The sequence below is a fragment of the Streptomyces sp. NPDC007971 genome (genome assembly GCF_042958635.1).
Lineage (GTDB): Bacteria > Actinomycetota > Actinomycetes > Streptomycetales > Streptomycetaceae > Streptomyces.
On sequence record NZ_JBIBJK010000007.1, the window covers coordinates 148577 to 165235 of the forward strand.

At 71.3% G+C, this 16659-nt stretch carries 14 protein-coding genes; 11 read left to right on the forward strand and 3 right to left on the reverse strand.

Annotated elements, in window-relative coordinates:
- The first annotated feature begins 32 nt into the window (after positions 1-32).
- On the forward strand, positions 33-1055 hold the full coding sequence (locus tag ACFZCP_RS16550) for a WYL domain-containing protein (RefSeq protein ID WP_391427721.1): 1023 nt from the start codon (positions 33-35) through the stop codon (positions 1053-1055).
- A 168-nt stretch (positions 1056-1223) separates the two neighbouring features.
- Positions 1224-2147, forward strand: coding sequence for a methyltransferase (locus ACFZCP_RS16555; RefSeq protein ID WP_391427722.1), 924 nt, complete (start codon positions 1224-1226; stop codon positions 2145-2147).
- Here ACFZCP_RS16555 and ACFZCP_RS16560 read toward each other — a convergent pair.
- On the reverse strand, positions 2144-2497 hold the full coding sequence (locus tag ACFZCP_RS16560) for a hypothetical protein (protein WP_391427723.1): 354 nt from the start codon (positions 2495-2497) through the stop codon (positions 2144-2146). The genes ACFZCP_RS16555 and ACFZCP_RS16560 overlap by 4 nt on opposite strands.
- Before the next feature lie 201 nt (positions 2498-2698).
- Here ACFZCP_RS16560 and ACFZCP_RS16565 point away from each other — a divergent pair, with 201 nt between their 5' ends.
- Positions 2699-3400 (forward strand): SDR family NAD(P)-dependent oxidoreductase, encoded by a 702-nt coding sequence (locus tag ACFZCP_RS16565; RefSeq protein WP_391427724.1) that lies wholly within the window; start codon positions 2699-2701, stop codon positions 3398-3400.
- A 13-nt stretch (positions 3401-3413) separates the two neighbouring features.
- Here ACFZCP_RS16565 and ACFZCP_RS16570 read toward each other — a convergent pair whose 3' ends face one another.
- Positions 3414-4106, reverse strand: coding sequence for a glycoside hydrolase family 75 protein (locus ACFZCP_RS16570; RefSeq protein WP_391427725.1), 693 nt, complete (start codon positions 4104-4106; stop codon positions 3414-3416).
- 168 nt (positions 4107-4274) lie between these two features.
- Between ACFZCP_RS16570 and ACFZCP_RS16575 the strand changes: the two genes are divergently transcribed.
- On the forward strand, positions 4275-4886 hold the full coding sequence (locus ACFZCP_RS16575) for a hypothetical protein (protein ID WP_391427726.1): 612 nt from the start codon (positions 4275-4277) through the stop codon (positions 4884-4886).
- A 165-nt stretch (positions 4887-5051) separates the two neighbouring features.
- On the opposite strand, the gene ACFZCP_RS16580 is transcribed toward ACFZCP_RS16575, so the two are convergent.
- The gene (locus tag ACFZCP_RS16580) at positions 5052-5888 is read right to left on the reverse strand and encodes an aldo/keto reductase (protein ID WP_391427727.1); all 837 of its coding nucleotides are present in this window, start codon (positions 5886-5888) and stop codon (positions 5052-5054) included.
- Positions 5889-6195: 307 nt separating this feature from the next.
- Here ACFZCP_RS16580 and pqqA point away from each other — a divergent pair, with 307 nt between their 5' ends.
- From pqqA to ACFZCP_RS16615, 7 genes are all read left to right on the forward strand, one after another.
- Complete coding sequence (pqqA, locus tag ACFZCP_RS16585; protein WP_362682832.1) at positions 6196-6363, forward strand: pyrroloquinoline quinone precursor peptide PqqA; 168 nt, start codon at positions 6196-6198, stop codon at positions 6361-6363.
- Positions 6360-7091 (forward strand): pyrroloquinoline-quinone synthase PqqC, encoded by a 732-nt coding sequence (pqqC, locus tag ACFZCP_RS16590; protein ID WP_391427728.1) that lies wholly within the window; start codon positions 6360-6362, stop codon positions 7089-7091. Before pqqA ends, pqqC begins: the two co-directional genes overlap by 4 nt.
- The gene (gene pqqD / locus ACFZCP_RS16595; protein ID WP_391427729.1) at positions 7088-7411 is read left to right on the forward strand and encodes a pyrroloquinoline quinone biosynthesis peptide chaperone PqqD; all 324 of its coding nucleotides are present in this window, start codon (positions 7088-7090) and stop codon (positions 7409-7411) included. Before pqqC ends, pqqD begins: the two co-directional genes overlap by 4 nt.
- Positions 7408-8613, forward strand: coding sequence for a pyrroloquinoline quinone biosynthesis protein PqqE (gene pqqE / locus ACFZCP_RS16600; RefSeq protein ID WP_391427730.1), 1206 nt, complete (start codon positions 7408-7410; stop codon positions 8611-8613). The genes pqqD and pqqE overlap by 4 nt, the downstream gene beginning before the upstream one ends.
- Complete coding sequence (locus tag ACFZCP_RS16605; protein ID WP_391427731.1) at positions 8610-9794, forward strand: glycoside hydrolase family 88 protein; 1185 nt, start codon at positions 8610-8612, stop codon at positions 9792-9794. Before pqqE ends, ACFZCP_RS16605 begins: the two co-directional genes overlap by 4 nt.
- Before the next feature lie 91 nt (positions 9795-9885).
- Positions 9886-13122: a glycosyl hydrolase family 28 protein gene (locus ACFZCP_RS16610; RefSeq protein ID WP_391427732.1), complete on the forward strand. Its 3237-nt coding sequence runs from the start codon at positions 9886-9888 to the stop codon at positions 13120-13122.
- Positions 13119-16658 carry a PQQ-dependent sugar dehydrogenase gene (locus tag ACFZCP_RS16615; protein WP_391427733.1) on the forward strand — a complete coding sequence of 1180 codons (3540 nt, stop codon included), beginning with the start codon at positions 13119-13121 and terminating at the stop codon, positions 16656-16658. Before ACFZCP_RS16610 ends, ACFZCP_RS16615 begins: the two co-directional genes overlap by 4 nt.
- Position 16659: the final 1 nt, after the last annotated feature.

The window sequence follows — 16659 nt, forward strand, 5'->3', positions numbered from 1 at the left end:
CGCTAGGACCGCTTCCCTGACATCCTGTGTCAGTGAAGTCCAGCCGCCTCGTCTCGATCCTGCTGCTGCTCCAGACCCGGGGCCGGATGACCGCCGCCCAGCTCGCGGAGGAACTGGAGGTCTCCGCGCGCACCGTCTACCGCGACATCGAGGCGCTGAGCGCGGCGGGCGTCCCGCTCTACGGCGACGCGGGCCACGCCGGCGGCTACCGTCTCCTCGACGGCTACCGCACCCGCCTGACCGGCCTCACCACTGGCGAGGCCGAGGCCCTCTTCCTGGCGGGCGCCCCCGGCCCGGCCGCCGAGCTGGGTCTCGGCCCGGTCCTCGCCGCCGCTCAGCTCAAGGTCCGTGCCGCCCTGCCCGCGGAACTGCGTGCCCACGCCGACCGGATCAGCGGCCGCTTCCACCTCGACGCCCCCGGCTGGTACGCCGACGCCGACGAGGTGCCCCACCTCGCGGCCGTCGCCGACGCGGTGTGGCGCAGCCGTGTGCTGCGGGTCCGCTACCGGCGCTGGCGCGAGCCCACCGACGTGGAGCGCCGCCTGGAGCCGTACGGGCTGGTGCTGAAGGCGGGCCGGTGGTACGTGGTCGCCGCTCCCGGACCGCGCACCTACCGGGTCGACCAGATCCTCCGGCTCACCACGTGCGAAGAGGAGTTCAGCCGCCCGGACGACTTCGATCTGGGCGCGTACTGGACGGCCTACCAGCGTGACTTCCACGATCGTCTCTACCGGGGTGAGGCGGTGGTCCGGCTGGCCCCGGGCGCCCTGCCCACCGGCCCGGCGGCCGCGGCCGTCCGGGCCCGCGGCCGTGTCCAGCCCGACGGGTGGACGCTCGTCACCCTGCCCATCGAGTCCGTCGAGCACGCGCACGGCGAGTTCCTGCGGATGGGCTCGGACGTCGAGGTGCTCGGGCCGCCCGAACTGCGCGAACGGATCGCACGCACGGCGGCGGAGCTGGCCGAGCGGTACGGCGGCTCCCGTGCGGCCCCGGCCGGCGGACGGCCCTGGACGAGGGACGGGCCCCGACGGACCGCCTCCTGCACCGGAGAGTGAGTCCCGTCCGATGCCGCAGAGCGTTTGCCGTCCGAGCGGTCCGGCTCGTAGGCCGTCGCCGGTCGCCTTGCCGTGGCGCATCTCCCTTTTGCCGTATCGGCAAGGCTGCTGGCCTGTGTCCGGTGTGCCGTCGCACCCTGGCGGCACACCGACGAGAGGCTGACCACCATGGCGCACGACCACCACCCGCACGACCGGCGCTCCCACGCGCAGCACGAGGACCGGCACGGACACACCCATGGGCACGACACCGACCTCGACTGGGGCGTGATGGCCCCCGAACTGGAGTCACAGGCCGAGCTGTTCACACCCGTCCACGAGCGGATCATGGCCTGGCTGGCCAAGGAAGTGACCGACCCGGGGCTGATCGTCGACGCGGGCAGCGGCCCGGGTGTCGTCGCATGCCTGTTCGCCGACATCTTCCCCGGGGCCCGGATCGTGGCCGTCGACAGCGCCGAACCGCTGCTGGAGCGCGCCCGTGCCCGTGCGGTGCGCCAGTCGGTCGCCGACCGCCTCGGCACCCTCGCGGGCGAACTGCCCGGCGTACTGGACGAGCTGGACTATCCGGCCGACCTGCTGTGGGCCAGCCGCAGCCTGCACCACCTCGGGGACCAGCGGGCCGCGCTCGCCGCGTTCGCCGCCCGGCTGGCCCCCGGCGGCACCCTCGCCCTCCTCGAAGGCGGCCTGTCCGCGCGCTTCCTGCCCCGGGACATCGGCATCGGCCGCCCCGGACTCCAGACACGGCTGGACGTGGTGCAGGAGGAGTGGTTCGCCCGGATGCGCGCCGACCTGCCCGGCTCCGTCGCCGAGACCGAGGACTGGCCGGCGCTGCTGACCTCTGCCGGTCTCCGGCACACCCGTACCCGCAGCTTCCTGCTCGACCTGCCGGCCCCCGCGACCGCCCGGGCGCGTGCCTACGTCGTCACCCAGTTGTCCCGGCTGCGCGACGTCGGCACCGAGGAACTGGATGCCGAGGACCGCGCCACCCTGGACCGCCTGCTCGACCCGTCGGACCCGGCGAGCGTGCACCACAGGCCGGATGTGTTCGTCCTCGCCGCGTACACGGTCCACACGGCGGTACGGCCCGTCTAGGCACCGCGCTCCTCCGCGCACTGCGACCCCGGCGCGCTCGGCCGCGGACTGCGACCCCGGCGTCCGCAGCCGGGGTCGGCCAGCGACCACACGCGGCGCCGCCCGGGCAGGTACAGCACTCCGTCGGCATCCCGCCCCGCCGCGCGGACGGCGGCGGCGACCGCCGTGACGTCGTCCGGACGGCTGCCCGGGGTGTGCAGGTCCCGGGTGACCGGCAGCAGCGCGGCCACCGAGGTGTGCGAGGCCGCCGCCCCCGTCCGCCGGCCGCGCAGCTGCCCGTCGGGGACGGGCCGGTCCTGGCCTTCGGCTTCGGACCGGACGGAGAGGAGCTGCACCTCGCGACCGCTCATCCGGCCGACCGGACGAGCCCGTTGGCACCCGAGCGCGCGGCCGCCGTGGTCTGCACCCGTGCCCACGGCGGCCTCGCGCGCGCCGGCCGGCACCGCTACCTGCCCTCGGCGTCCTACCGCCGCACCTGTGACGGCACTTGACTTCGAGCCTTCTCGAAGTGATGAACTCCCCCCGTTCACCGGCACACACAGGGGGAAACCATGAACGACTCACCGGTCGCGCTCATCACCGGCGGCGGCAGCGGCATCGGTGCCGCGGTCGCCCGGCAGCTGCTGGACGCCGGACACCGGGTCACCGTCACCGGGCGCGGGGAGGAGAGGCTGCGGGAGTTCGCCGCCGGCCTGGGCAACCCCGGCGACCTGCTGACGGTCCCCGGCAGCGCGTCGGACTTCGACGACGTCCAGGACGCGGTCGACCGCACGCTCAAGGCGTACGGCCGACTGGACACCGTCATCGCCAACGCCGGCTTCGCCACCCACGACACCGTGGCCGACGGCGACCCGGCCGGCTGGACCGAGATGGTCCTCACCAACGTCCTCGGCCCGGCCCTGCTCATCCGGGCCTCCGTCGACGCCCTCAAGGAGACCCGCGGCCGGATCGTCCTGGTCGGCAGCGTGGCCGGGTTCGTGAACACGCCCGGCAATCTCTACGGCGCCACGAAATGGGCGGTCACCGGACTGGCCGAGAACACCCGGCGTCAGGTCACGGAGTTCGGTGTCGGCGTCACGCTGGTCGCTCCCGGCCGGGTGGAGACCCCGTTCTGGGACAGCACCGGCGGCCTGCCCCCGGGGCACCTGCTGACCGCCGAGCAGATCGCCGAATCGGTTGTCTGGGCGATCCGGCAGCCGGCCGGGGTCGACGTCAACACCTTGGTCGTACGTCCGCTGGGGCAGCCCAACTGACGTACGTCCGGCCTCAGTTGTTGGCCAGGAACTGCTTGGCCAGCTGGTCCCCGAGGGAGACCGCCGCGCTGTGGCTCTCGATGGGGGAGACCTTGGAGTTCTTGAACAGGATGTAGGTGACGCCGGAGTCGGCCCCGCCCGTGGCCGGGTCGGGGTCGATCCCGAGCCCCTTGGCGGTGGCGTACGAGGCCTCGCCGATGATCTTCGTGGGGCCGGTGTCGCCAACGACGGCGTACTCGACCTTGTTGTTGTAGATGACCGCGACGACACCGCCGCCCTTGATGCCGGCGCCGGAGTAGTTCCAGATGCTGCTGGAGCTCGGGACCACCACGTACGGCAACGACTCGGCCTTCAGGGCCTTGCCGTCGGACTGGTGGAAGGCGGTGTCGTCCTGGTACCAGGGGTCGCGGTTCTCGTTGCAGTTCGTGGTGCGCTGGCCGTCGCAGTCGATGTCCATGTCGGCCTTCCAGAACACCGCGCCGTTCTTGCCGCACACGGGGACGGTGGCCGACGTCTCGTCGTCGGTCTTGTACTTGCCGTTGGATATCTGCGAGCAGCTCGTCACCTTGGCGAGCAGGTCGGCCGCGCTGACCGAGCCCTCCTGGGCCGAAGCGGGGGTGTTCGCAGAGGCGTGGGCGGGGAGCAGTCCGGCGGCGAGGAGGGCGGCACCGGAGGCCGCGGCGAGGGTCAGTGTTCGAAGGCGCACTGTGGGGGGCCCTTCTGTTAGGAAAGTTTCCTTACTGAGTGTCGTACAAGGTGGTCCCGTCCGCATGTCCTCGTCAACCCTTCGGGTGAAAGTCGAGCGCATTAGGCCGTTTGGGGTGGTTTGTCCCGCGGGAAAGACTGGTCATGTCGAGCTGGGAGGTGACGTGCCATGTTCGTGCGCAGCATCTATGTGACCGGCGACCCCACGATGATCGACACCGCTGTCCGGGCGCTGAACAGTGAAGGGCGGGATCTGCTCGAAGAACGTCCGGGCTACCGCGGAGCCGGGGTCTTCGTGGACCGGGAGCTCGGCAAGCTGCTGGGAGTGAGCTGGTGGGACTCCCCGCATGCGCGGCAGAACAGCAACGAGGTCATGAGCGAGCACCGACCGGCGCTGCTGGATCCGTTCGCGGGCACGCTCGCGGTGGAGAACTTCGAGGCGGTGGTGATCCACCCGGTCCAGGGGCCGCGCGTGGGCGGCGGACTGCGCCTCACCCGGGTGGAGTTCGACCCCGCGGACGTCGACCTGATCGCCGACACCTTCCGCTCGACCGTGATCCCGCGCCTGGAGACCCTGCACGGGCTGGCCAGCGCCACCCTGCTCGTCGACCGGGAGCGCGGCGCGGGCCGGGCCGTCGTCCTCTTCGTGGACCGCGCCTCGATGGCAGCGTCCCGGGCCGGTCAGGCCGCGGCCCGGCACGAGGGGGCACCCAAGGCCCGCGTGAGCGTCACGGGCCTGGAGGAGTTCGAGGTCGTCCACTCGGAGGTACGCCTCAACTGACCCGTCGCACCCGGCGGCTCCGGCGGGCCTCGGCCGGCACGTCACGCCCGGGAGGTCCGGGCCCCGGTCGCCCCGTCCCTCCCGGGAGTTCTGCGCCTCGGCCGAACGTCGTGCCCGGGAGTTCCGGTGTGGCCTCGGCGCAGGTCGACGTCGTCCTCGTGGTTCTCAGCCCAGGTCGAAGGTGGCCGGGTCGGGGCCGATCCGCCGGTCCTCGTTCAGGGCGCTGATCGCCGCGAGGTCCTCGTCGTCCAGGCTGAAGTCGAACACCGCGATGTTCTCCCGGATCCGCGACGGCGTCACGGACTTCGGGATCACGACGTTCCCCAGCTGAAGGTGCCAGCGCAGCACGATCTGTGCCGCGGTGCGCTGGTGCTTCTGCGCGATCGCGACGATGGCCGGCACCTCCAGCAGGCCCTTGCCCTGGCCGAGCGGTGACCAGGCCTCGGTGGCGACGCCCTGTTCCGCGTGGAGCGCGCGGGACTCGTGCTGCTGCAGGTGCGGGTGCAGCTCGATCTGGTTGACCGCCGGGACGACCGAGGTCTCGGCGATCAGCCGCCGCAGGTGCCCGGGGAGGAAGTTGGACACGCCGATCGCCTTCGCGCGGCCGTCCGCGTACAGCTTCTCGAACGCCTTGTAGGTGTCGACGTACGTGTCGCGGGACGGCAGCGGCCAGTGGATCAGGTACAGGTCCACGTAGTCGAGGCCCAGCTTCGCCAGCGACGTGTCGAAAGCGCGCAGGGTGGCGTCGTACCCCTGGTCCTTGTTCCAGAGCTTGGTGGTGACGAAGACGTCCTCGCGGGGCACGCCGGAGGCGGCGATGGCCTTGCCGGTGCCCTCCTCGTTGCCGTAGATCGCGGCTGTGTCGATGCTGCGGTACCCGGCCTCCAGTGCCGTGGCGACGGCCCGCTCGGCCTCGTCGTCCGGAACCTGCCACACGCCGTAGCCCAGCTGGGGCATCTCGACGCCGTTGTTGAGGATGATCGGGGGGACCTTGCTGCTCACGAGCTTGTTGATCCTTCGGTTGTCGACAGGTGCTGTTCCCATCCTCAACGATCACGGGCCGGGATGCATTCCTGACCGCGCGATCCGCACCAACTGACCGGCCAGTCAGTTCCGGGAGTAACGGATTGGCCGGAAATGCATCCGACGTTATGGGTCCGGACCATTGACCGCGAGCCGTCCTCCCGCGACTCTGTATCGCGCCACCGGACGTATCGCTGAACCCGGTGCATCCATGTGAACGGCCTCTGACCTTGGCCGCTGTCTGCCCTCTGAGAACCCCCACCCTCAGGAAAGCGGGTACGCACACATGAACCACACTCTGCTGACGACCCCTCCGGCGAGCCGCCCCGGCCCGCAGACATCGGATGAAAAGACCTGGCAAAGCCCTGGATATCAGGTCGTGGAAACCGCACTGGAAGTGACCGCCTACGCGCTCGCCGACCGCCGGCCGCCCGAGCCGCCCCCGGTCTCATGACGTCGGCGCCTCCGCGCACCGACGAGACCGGGGCCGCCTGGCCGGCCGACGAGTTCACCGAACGGCTGCGCGCCGTCACCGCCGCCCGCTACCACGACCGCCACCCCTTCAACCTCCGCATGCACCGCGGCGAACTGACCCCCGCCGAGGTGCGCCGCTGGATCGCCGCCCGCTTCCACTACCAGCGGCACATCCCCGTCAAGGACGCCCTCATCCTCGCGGGCCTCGACGGGCCCGGGGAGCGTCGGACCTGGCTGCGCCGCATCCGGGACCACGACGGCACGGCCGACGGCGGCGAGGGCGGCATCGAGCGCTGGTTGCGGCTCGGCGAGGCGGCCGGCCTCACCCGCGAGGAACTGTGGGACACCTCCCGGGTGCCGCCCGGGGTGCGGTTCGCGGTGGAGGCCTACGTCACCTTCTGCCGGCAGCGCCCGGCTCCGGAAGCCGTCGCCGCCTCCCTGACCGAGCTGTCCGCCCCGGACCTGATGCGCACCCGCATCGCCGCGTTCGAGCGCCACTACCCCTGGATCGACCCCGCCGGACTCGCCTACTTCCGCACCCGCGTCACCCAGGGGGCCCGCGACGGCGCGGAGGCCCTCGCCCTGGTCCTCGCGCGCTCCCGCACCCGTGAGCAGCAGGAGCGGGCGGTGGCCGCGCTCACCTTCAAGTGCGAGGTGCTGTGGGCGCTGCTGGACGCGGTGGACACCGCACCCGGGACCGGACCATGACACCCGGCCGACCCGGCCCCGCCCCGGGTGCGCCGCGCGGCCGTCCCGGTCCCGTCCCGGGCCGGCCCGCCCGGTGTCCCGTGCTCGCCCGGGGTGTGGTGCTGCGGCACGACCGGGTGCGGGACGTGGATCTGCTGCTGTTGCCGGAGCGCGTGGTCGTCCTGCACGGATGCGCGGGGGGCGTGCTCGGGCTCTGTGACGGCAGCCGGACCACGGACGAGATCGTCGCCGAGCTGTCCGCGGAGTTCCCCGGCGCTCCGGTGGCCCGAGAGGTCCCGGACTTCCTCGGCCGACTCCACGCGGAGGGCTGGCTGACATGACCCCCCAACCTCCACCTGACACGATCCCCGAACCTCCGGCCGGCACGACGCCCGTACCTCCGGCCGACGTGACCCCCGAACTCCTGCCCGACACGACCCCCGAACCTCCACCCGGCGTGACGGCAGGCCACCCCTGGGCCCTGCTCGCCGAGCTCACCCACGCCTGTCCGCTGCGCTGCGGTTACTGCTCCAATCCGGTCGAACTCATAGGCAGGAAGGTTGAGTTGACCACCGAGGAGTGGGCCGGGGTGTTCCGGCAGGCGGGTGCGCTCGGCGTCGTCCAGACCCATCTGTCCGGCGGCGAGCCGCTGCTGCGCCGCGACCTGTCCGACCTGGTGGCCGCCGCCGACACGGCGGGCCTGTACACCCAGCTCGTCACCAGCGGGGTGGGCCTCGGCGAGTGCCGGCTCGCCGGCCTGGTCGAGGCCGGGCTGCGCAGTGTGCAGCTCTCGGTGCAGCACGCGGATCCCGGGGCCGCCGAACGGATCGCGGGCGTACGCTCGTTCGCGGCGAAGGAACGTGCCGCCCGGCTGGTCCGCGAGGCGGGCCTGCCGCTCGGGCTCAACGCCGTCCTGCACCGCGGCAACCTCGACGACCTCGACGCGTTGATCCGGCTCGCCGTGGACTGGGGCGCGGACCGGATCGAGCTGGCCCACACCCAGTACCACGGCTGGGCGCTGCGCAACCGCGCCGCCCTGCTGCCCACACCCGCCCAGGTGGAGCGGGCGCGCGGCACGGTGGGCCGGTGGCGCGAACGGCTCGGCGGCACACCGGAACTGGTGTGGGTCGCCGCCGATCTGCTGGATGCCACGGCCAAGCCCTGCATGGGCGGCTGGGGCCGCATCTCGCTCACCGTCACCCCCGACGGCACCGTCCTGCCCTGCCCGGCCGCCGCCGGTCTGCCGGGCCTCGATCCGCCGAACGTCCGGGAGTGCCGACTGGGCTGGATCTGGTGGGAGTCGGCGGCCTTCAACGCGTACCGGGGCGAAGCGTGGATGCCCGAGCCCTGCCGCGGCTGCGCCCTGCGCACCACCGACCACGGCGGCTGCCGCTGCCAGGCCTACGCCCTCACCGGCGACCCGGCCCGCACCGACCCCGCGTGCCGGCACGCCCCGGACCACCACCTCGTACGCGATCTCGTGGCCGGGCCCAGGCGGCTCGCGTACGCCCACCGCGAAGCCCGGCCAGAGGGAGGACCATGAGACGCCAACGCCTGCGGGCGGCCCTGACGGCACTCGCGCTCACCACCGCCGGCCTGTCCGCACTCCCCGCGGCCGTGCCCCCGGCCGCCGCGGCCCCGGCCCGGCCCCGGCCCGCCCCCGCCACGGACTGGTCCAGGGCCGTGGTCGACTCGACCACGGCCCGCTTCACGCCGACGAGCATCGGAGGCTGGTCGTACCCGGTCGGCCTCTACCTCTACGGCCAGTACCTCACCTACCGGCGCACTCACGACGAGCGCTATCTGACCTACATCCAGAGCTATGTCGACCGTTTCGTGAAGAGCGACGGCTCCATCGGCGAGTCCTTCGACAGCCTCGACAGCATGCAGGCCGGCCGGCTTCTGGTGATCCTGCACCACGAGACCGGCCAGGACCGCTACCGCAAGGCGGCGAAGAAGATCCGCGACCGCCTCGCCACCTACCCGCGCACCGGCGACGGGGGCTTCTGGCACGCCGACAACAGCAGCCGCGCCCACCAGCTGTGGGCGGACGGCGTCTACATGGTGAACCCGTTCCTCGTCGAGTACGGCAGGGAGTTCGGCGACAGCGCGTCCACGAACGACGAGGCGGCACGGCAGCTCGCCGTCTACGGCGGTCATCTCCAGGTCGCGAACGGCCTGCTGAAACACGCCTACGACGAGTCGAGGACCGCGGGCTGGGCCGACCCGCGGACCGGGCTGGCCCCGGAGCATTGGTGCCGTGCGGACGGCTGGTACGCGATGGCGATCGTCGGCGTGCTGGACGCGATCCCGGCGGACCATCCTCTCCGCGGCCGGCTCCTCGGGATCTTCCGGCGCCTGGCGGCGGGCCTGGAGAAGTACCAGGATCCGGCCACCGGCCGCTGGTTCCAGGTGATGGACAAGGGGACGAGGAGCGATGACTGGACCGAGACGTCCTGCTCCAGCATGTTCACCTATGCGCTCTCGCGCGGGGTGCAGCAGGGCTATCTCGACCCGCACTACGAGGCCGTCGCCCGGCGCGGTCACCAGGGCGTGCTCGCGGAGATCTCGCTCGGTGCGGACGGCCGCACGAACCTCGCCGGCATCTCGGTCGGCACGAACGTCGGCGACTACGCGTACTACGCCGCCCGCACCCGGGCCACCAACGACTTCCACGGCCTGGGCGCCTTCCTGATCATGAACGAGCAGCTGCGAGGAGATTAATGTCATGAGCACGACCAGAAAAAGGGTGGGGCGACACCCCTGTGCTGCTCACCGGCCTCCCCGGCCGCCAACTCGTCCGAGGAACCGCCCTGTGCGACCTCCCAGCCCCCACAGGAGAGGCGCGACGGCGATCGTCCTGTGCGTCCTCGCCGTCGTCCTCGGTCTCACCCACCCCTCGGCCCTCGCCGCCCAGCAGCCCGGGCACCCCGCCCCGGCCGCCGTCTTCGACGTCCGCGACTACGGCGCCAGGGGCGACGGCTCCGCCAACGACACCCCCGCCATCGACAGAGCCGTCACCGCGGCGAACGCGGCCGGCGGCGGTACCGTCCGCTTCCCCGCCGGCACCTACAGGTCCAAGAACACCCTCCACATGAAGAGCCATGTGACGCTCCGGCTCGACCGGGGCGCCACCCTTCAGGGCTCAGGCGCCGACACCTACGACAAGGCGGAGCCCAACCCGTACGACGCCTACCAGGACTACGGGCACAGCCACTTCCACGACGCGATGATCTACGGCGACAGGCTGACCGACATCGGCTTCGTCGGCCAGGGCGTCATCGACGGTATGGGTGATCTGATCACGGGCAACCCCGGGCCCGGCGAGGCCGACAAGATCATCTCGCTCACCCGGTGCGACGGACTGAGGATCGGCGACGGTCTCACCCTGCGCCGCGGCGGCCACTTCGCGGCCCTGGTCAACGGCTGCAGGAACGTCGTCTCGGACCATCTGACCATCGACACCGCGAGCGACCGCGACGGCTGGAACGTCATCTCGACGACCGACGCGACGATCACCAACGCCACCATCCACGCCAACGACGACGCCCTGGTCTTCAAGAGCGACTACGCCCTCGGCGCCAAGCTGCCCAACGGCCATGTGCGGGTGAGCGATTCGACCCTCGGCGCCAAGTGCTGCAACGCCCTGATGTTCGGCTCCGAGACCTGCGGCGACTTCTCGGACTACCGGTTCGAGAACATCCGCATCGACGGCGCCGGCAAGTCCGGCCTCGGCATGGTGTCCATGGACGGCGCGAAGATCTCCGACGTCCACTACCGCGACATCACCATGACCGGCGTCCACTCGCCGGTCATGCAGAAGATCGGCACACGCAGGCGATGCGGCAACGGTCCCGGAACCGGCTCGATCAGCGGCATCACGTACGACGACATCACGGCGACCGGCAGCACCCCCTCCTTCAGCCCGACCCTGTGGGGCGAGAGCGGCCATCGCATCAACGGCGTGACCTTCGACCACGTCGACATCACGGTCCCCGGCGGCAACGGCACCATGTCCACCGGGGTGCCGGCCAACGACCCGAAGGACTACAACCCGAAGAGCATCGGCACCCGGCCGGCGTACGGCTGGTACCTGCACGACGCGGACAACGTCCGGTTCACCGACAGCTCGGTGCGGTTCACGGCCGACGACGGCCGGCCGGCCGTCGTCGCCAACGCCGCGAGCGGCCTGCGCCTCACCCGCTTCACGGCTCAGAAGGGCGGCAACTCGCCCTTCGACGTGGGCCTTCAGAACACCACCGGTGCCTGTCTGGCGGACAGTCACAACACGTCGGGCGGCGCCCTGCGCGTCTCGGGCGGCCAGGACTGCGGCACGGCGGCGAAGCCGCTCGACCTGGAGAACCCGCGCCAGGACTTCCTGCGCAACTCCGTCGGCGGCCTCTTCCTGCACTGGGGCCTGCGCACCGCGCCGGCCCACACCAGCTGCACCGCCTGGGAGAAGGACGTCACCGGCGGTGGCTGGACGCCGGACTACTGGGTGAACGAGGCCCGGAAACTGCACACGCAGTACCTGGTCCTCGCCACCTTCCACAGCCGTCTCGGCTACGCCCGCCCCTGGCCCTCGAAGATCCCCGGATCCTGTTCCACCCGGCGCGACTTCCTCGGCGAGCTGATCGGGGCGGCGAAGGCCAAGGGCATGAAGGTCATCCTCTACATGACGGACGACCCCCAGTGGCACGACGAGGGCGGCCACGAGTGGCTCGACTCGGCCGCCTACTCCGCCTACAAGGGCAAGAACGTCGACCTGACCACCCGCGACGGCTTCGGGCAGTTCAGCTACGACAACTTCTTCGAGGTCATGGACCGCTACCCCGACCTCGGCGGCTTCTGGATCGACAACGACAACGCGTACTGGGAGAGCCACCACCTCTACGCGCAGATCTACCAGAAGCGCCCGGCGTACACCCTCAGCAACAACAACGAGGACACGCCGATCATGGACATGATCAGCAATGAGCAGAAGACGGGGATGACGCCCGCCTACGACTACCCGCAGGCGATCTACACGGCCCAACCCCGCCTGACCGAGGCCGACTTCAAGCTGCCCTCGACCGGCGCCTGGTGGTACGACGGCTCCGACCCGGCCGTCGACAAGAGGCTCACCCTCGGTCGCCTGATCACCAGCGCGGGCTCCTCCGTGAAGGCCCTGATGGCGGAGACCGCCCAGGTCGACGGCCGCTTCCCGGCGAACCAGGCGTCCTTCAACACCTTCGCCGACTCCTATCTCGACCCCATCCGGGAGTCCCTGCAAGGCACCGAGGGCGGCGGCTACCTGTACGGCGGCCTCAAGCCCGGCTTCTGGAACGACGGCGCGCACGGCGTGACCACCGTCGCCAAGGACGACCCGGACCGGCAGTACATCCACGTCCTGACCCCGCCCGGCACCGGCACCCTGCGCATCCGTGACAACGGATACCGCATCGCCTCCGTCACCAACCTGCGTACGGGCAGGGCTGTTTCCTGGTCGCAGTCCGGTGGGGTGCTCACCCTGAGCGGCCTCGGCGACTGGGACCCGTACGACACCGTCTTCAAGGTCACCACGGCCGGCCGTCAGGGCATCCTCACCGGCGTCGGGGTCACGGCGAGCGCCTCGGCGGTCGGACACACGGGCGCGGCGGCCGGTGACGGCGACCACCTCACCTACTGGGACAGCGACAGGACCCTGCCCGTCTCCCTCACCTTCGACCTGGGCTCGGCGAAGAAGGTGCAGTACATCGGGCTCAACCAGCGCGAGGACTCGGTCGCCTACGCCCGCTCCGGCACCGAGCAGTCCGCGCGCATCAAGGACTACAAGGTGTTCCTGAGCGACGACGGCTCCACCTGGGGCAGCGCGGTCAGGACCGGCCGACTGCCCAGCCGCCGCGGCATCCAGGGCATCGACCTGAGCGCCGCCACCGCCCGCTACGTCCGCATCGAGATCGACTCCACCTGGGCCGCGGCCAGTGACACCGTCCGCTACAAGCGGCTGCGGATCGACGAGGCCTGGATCGGCACCTCCTATGCGACACCCGCGAACGGGGGACACGCATGACCCGCACCGGATCGCTCACCGCGGCGGTCGCCGGCCTGCTCGTGGCGGCCGCGGTGCCGCTTGCGGGCACCACCGCACAGTCGGCCGCAGCCTCCGACAACGGCCAGTCCGCACGGCCCGCCATGGGCTGGTCCAGCTGGAGCTTCGTCCGCCGGTGGCCCACCGAGGCGAAGATCGAGGCCCAGGCCGACGCACTGGCGGCCTCCGGCCTCAAGGACCACGGCTTCGTCCAGGTCAACCTGGACGACTTCTGGCAGAAGTGCGACGCCGACGGGTTCGAGGTGGACACCTACGGCCGCTGGGCCGTCGACACCGGCAAGTTCCCCGGCGGCATCAAGGCGGTCGCCGACCACGTCCACGCCAAGGGCCTGAAGTTCGGCTTCTACGTCACGCCCGGCATCGCCAGGAACGCCGTCACCAGGAACACGCCGATCGAGGGAACGCCGTACCACGCGAAGGACATCGCGGACACCTCGAAGACCGAGAAGAACTACAACTGCAAGAACATGTACGCGATCGACTACGCCGCACCGGGCGCGCAGGAGTTCGTGGACTCCTGGGCGAAGCAGTTCGCCTCCTGGGGAGTCGACTACCTGAAGATCGACGGCGTGGGCAGCCAGGACATCCCCGACGTCCAGGCCTGGGACAAGGCCCTGCGGGCGAGCGGACGGCCCATCACCTTCGCCCTGTCCAACAACCTTCCGATCGCGAACGCCGCCACCTGGCGCCGGCTCGCCAACAGCTGGCGCACACAAGGGGACGTGGAGTGCTACTGCGGGCCCGGCCCGAGCGGCAGCGGCTACCCCCTCACCGACTGGTCCCATGTCTCGGCCCGCTTCACCTCGGCCGCCGCCTGGCAGCCGTACGCCGGACCCGGTGGCTGGAACGACCTGGACTCCCTGGAACTCGGCAACGGCGACCGGGCGGGCCTCACCGCCGACCAGCGCCGCTCCCATCTCACCCTGTGGGCGATGGCCGCCGCACCGCTGCTCCTCGGCACCGACCTCACCCGCCTCGATGCCGTCGACAGAGCCATGCTCACCAACGACCGGCTGATCGGCGTCGACCAGGACGCAGTCGCCGCCCGGCGGATCGTGAACAGCGGTGTGCGGCAGGTGTGGAGCAAGAAGGAGAGCGACGGCCGGTACGTCGTCGCGCTGTTCAACACGGGCACCTCCGGCACGGCCACGGTGAGCGTCGACTGGTCGCGGGTCGGCTTCACCGGTTCGGGCGACGTCACCGACCTGTGGTCCGGCTCCCACAAGGGGGTGATCGCGCACTCCTACAGCGCGACCCTGCGCCCCGGCGAGACCCGGCTGATCCGGGTGCAGCCGGCCGGCCCGCCGGGGACGGCGGCGGCCTCGCCGGGCTTCGGCGTCGCCCCCCCCACGCGTCCCCGGCCGGCGCAGTCCGCCCGGCCCCGGCGACTCCGCCGGCGGCGTGACGCAGCAGCCGTACGACCACCTCAGGATCTTCGCCCGGTGCACGGGCTGAGGGGAACACCCATGAATGTCAGAAGAGTTCTGCCCTGCGGCCTGGCCGTCGCCCTCGCCCTGCCCCTCGCCGGGCTGAGCCAGGGCACCGCCCTCGCGGCCGCCGACTACCAGGCCGAGGACGCGTCGATCGGCCAGGGCACGGTGGCCACCGACCACACCGGCTACACGGGCACCGGCTTCGTCGACTACACCAACGTCAAGGGCTCCTACGTGGAGTTCACCGTGAGCGGGGCCCCGGCCGGCACCGCTTCGCTCACCCTGCGGTACGCCAACGGGACCGCCACCGACCGGCCGATGGACATCTCCGTCAACGGCACCGTCGTGTCGTCCGCGGTCTCCTTCCCGGCCACGGCCGACTGGAACAGCTGGGCGACCAGGACCGTCACCGTCCCGCTGACCGGGGGCACCGACAGGATCCGTGCCACGGCCACCACCGGCAACGGCGGCCCCAACCTCGACCGCATCGGCATCGGCTCCGCCACCGACACCCAGGCCCCGACCCGCCCCGGGCAGCCGGGCTGCTCCGGCATCGGCGAGGACGCCCTCACCCTCTCCTGGGGCGCCTCCACGGACAACGTCGGCGTTGCGGCGTACGACCTCTACGAGCACGGCAACAAGATCGGGGAGGCCGCGGGGAGCGCCACCTCCAAGACCCTCACCGGTCTCACCCCGAACACCACCTACGACCTCACCGTCATCGCCCGCGACGCGGCCGGGAACACCTCCGCCGCCAGCCCGGTCGTCGACTGCACCACCCGGCCCGCTTCGGACGGCGTCCCGCCGACCAGGCCCGGCACCCTGTCCGCGTCCGGCGTCACCGCGAACTCGGCCGACCTCGGCTGGGGCGCGTCCACGGACGACCACGCGGTCGTCGCCTACGACGTCCGCAACGACACGACCGTGTACAAGACCGTCACCAGCGGCACGACGACCACCCTCACCGGGCTCGCCTGCAACAGCCCCTACTCCCTGAACGTCGTCGCACGGGACGCGGCGGGCAACGTCTCGCAGCCGAGCAACACGGTCACCTTCACGACCAAGGCCTGCGCCACCGACGGCGGGGTCCCGTCCTCCATCGCCACGCTCTCCACCGGCTGGACCATCCCCTGGGGCACCTACTGGATGCCCGACGGCCAGTCGGCCCTGGTCACCGAGCGGGACGACTTCCGGGTCTGGAAACTGAGCAAGAACGGCACCAAGACCCAGGTGGGAACCGTTCCCAACGCGGTCACCACCAACGGCGAGGGCGGACTGCTCGGCGTCGCCGTCGACCCGAAGTGGGACACGAACCACTACGTCTACTTCATGCACACGGCCGCGGAGGGCAACCGCGTCGTGCGCATGACCTACGACGGAACCCGGCTCGGCGACTACAAGGTCCTGCTCCAGGGCATCAAGAAGAACCGCTACCACAACGGCGGCCGCCTCGCCTTCGGCCCCGACGGCTATCTGTACGTCGCCACCGGCGAGGCCCAGACGCCCGACCTCGCGCAGGACAAGAACTCCCTGAACGGCAAGATCCTGCGCATGACGACCGACGGCAAGCCGGCCCCCGGCAACCCCTTCGGCACCTACGTCTACTCCCTGGGCCACCGCAACCCGCAGGGCCTCGCCTTCGACCGCAACGGGCGGCTGTGGGAGGCCGAGTTCGGCAACAGCTCCAAGGACGAGCTGAACCTCATCAAGCCGGGAGCCAACTACGGCTGGCCGACCTGCGAGGGCAACTGCGACGTCTCCGGGATGACCAACCCCAAGGCCACCTGGAACGTCTCCGAGGCCTCGCCCAGCGGCATCGCCATCGTCCGGAACGTGGTCTACATGGCGTCCCTGCGCGGCGAACGGCTGTGGCGCATCCCGATCAGCGGGGACACCGAGAAGGTCGGCACGCCGACCGCGTACTACGTCGGTTCCTACGGCCGGCTGCGCACCGTCACCAAGGTGCCCGGCGCCGACCAGCTGTGGCTGTCCACCACCAACTGCGACAACAACGGAGGAGCGGCGGACGGATCCGACAAGATCTTCAAGGTGACGATCAGCTGAC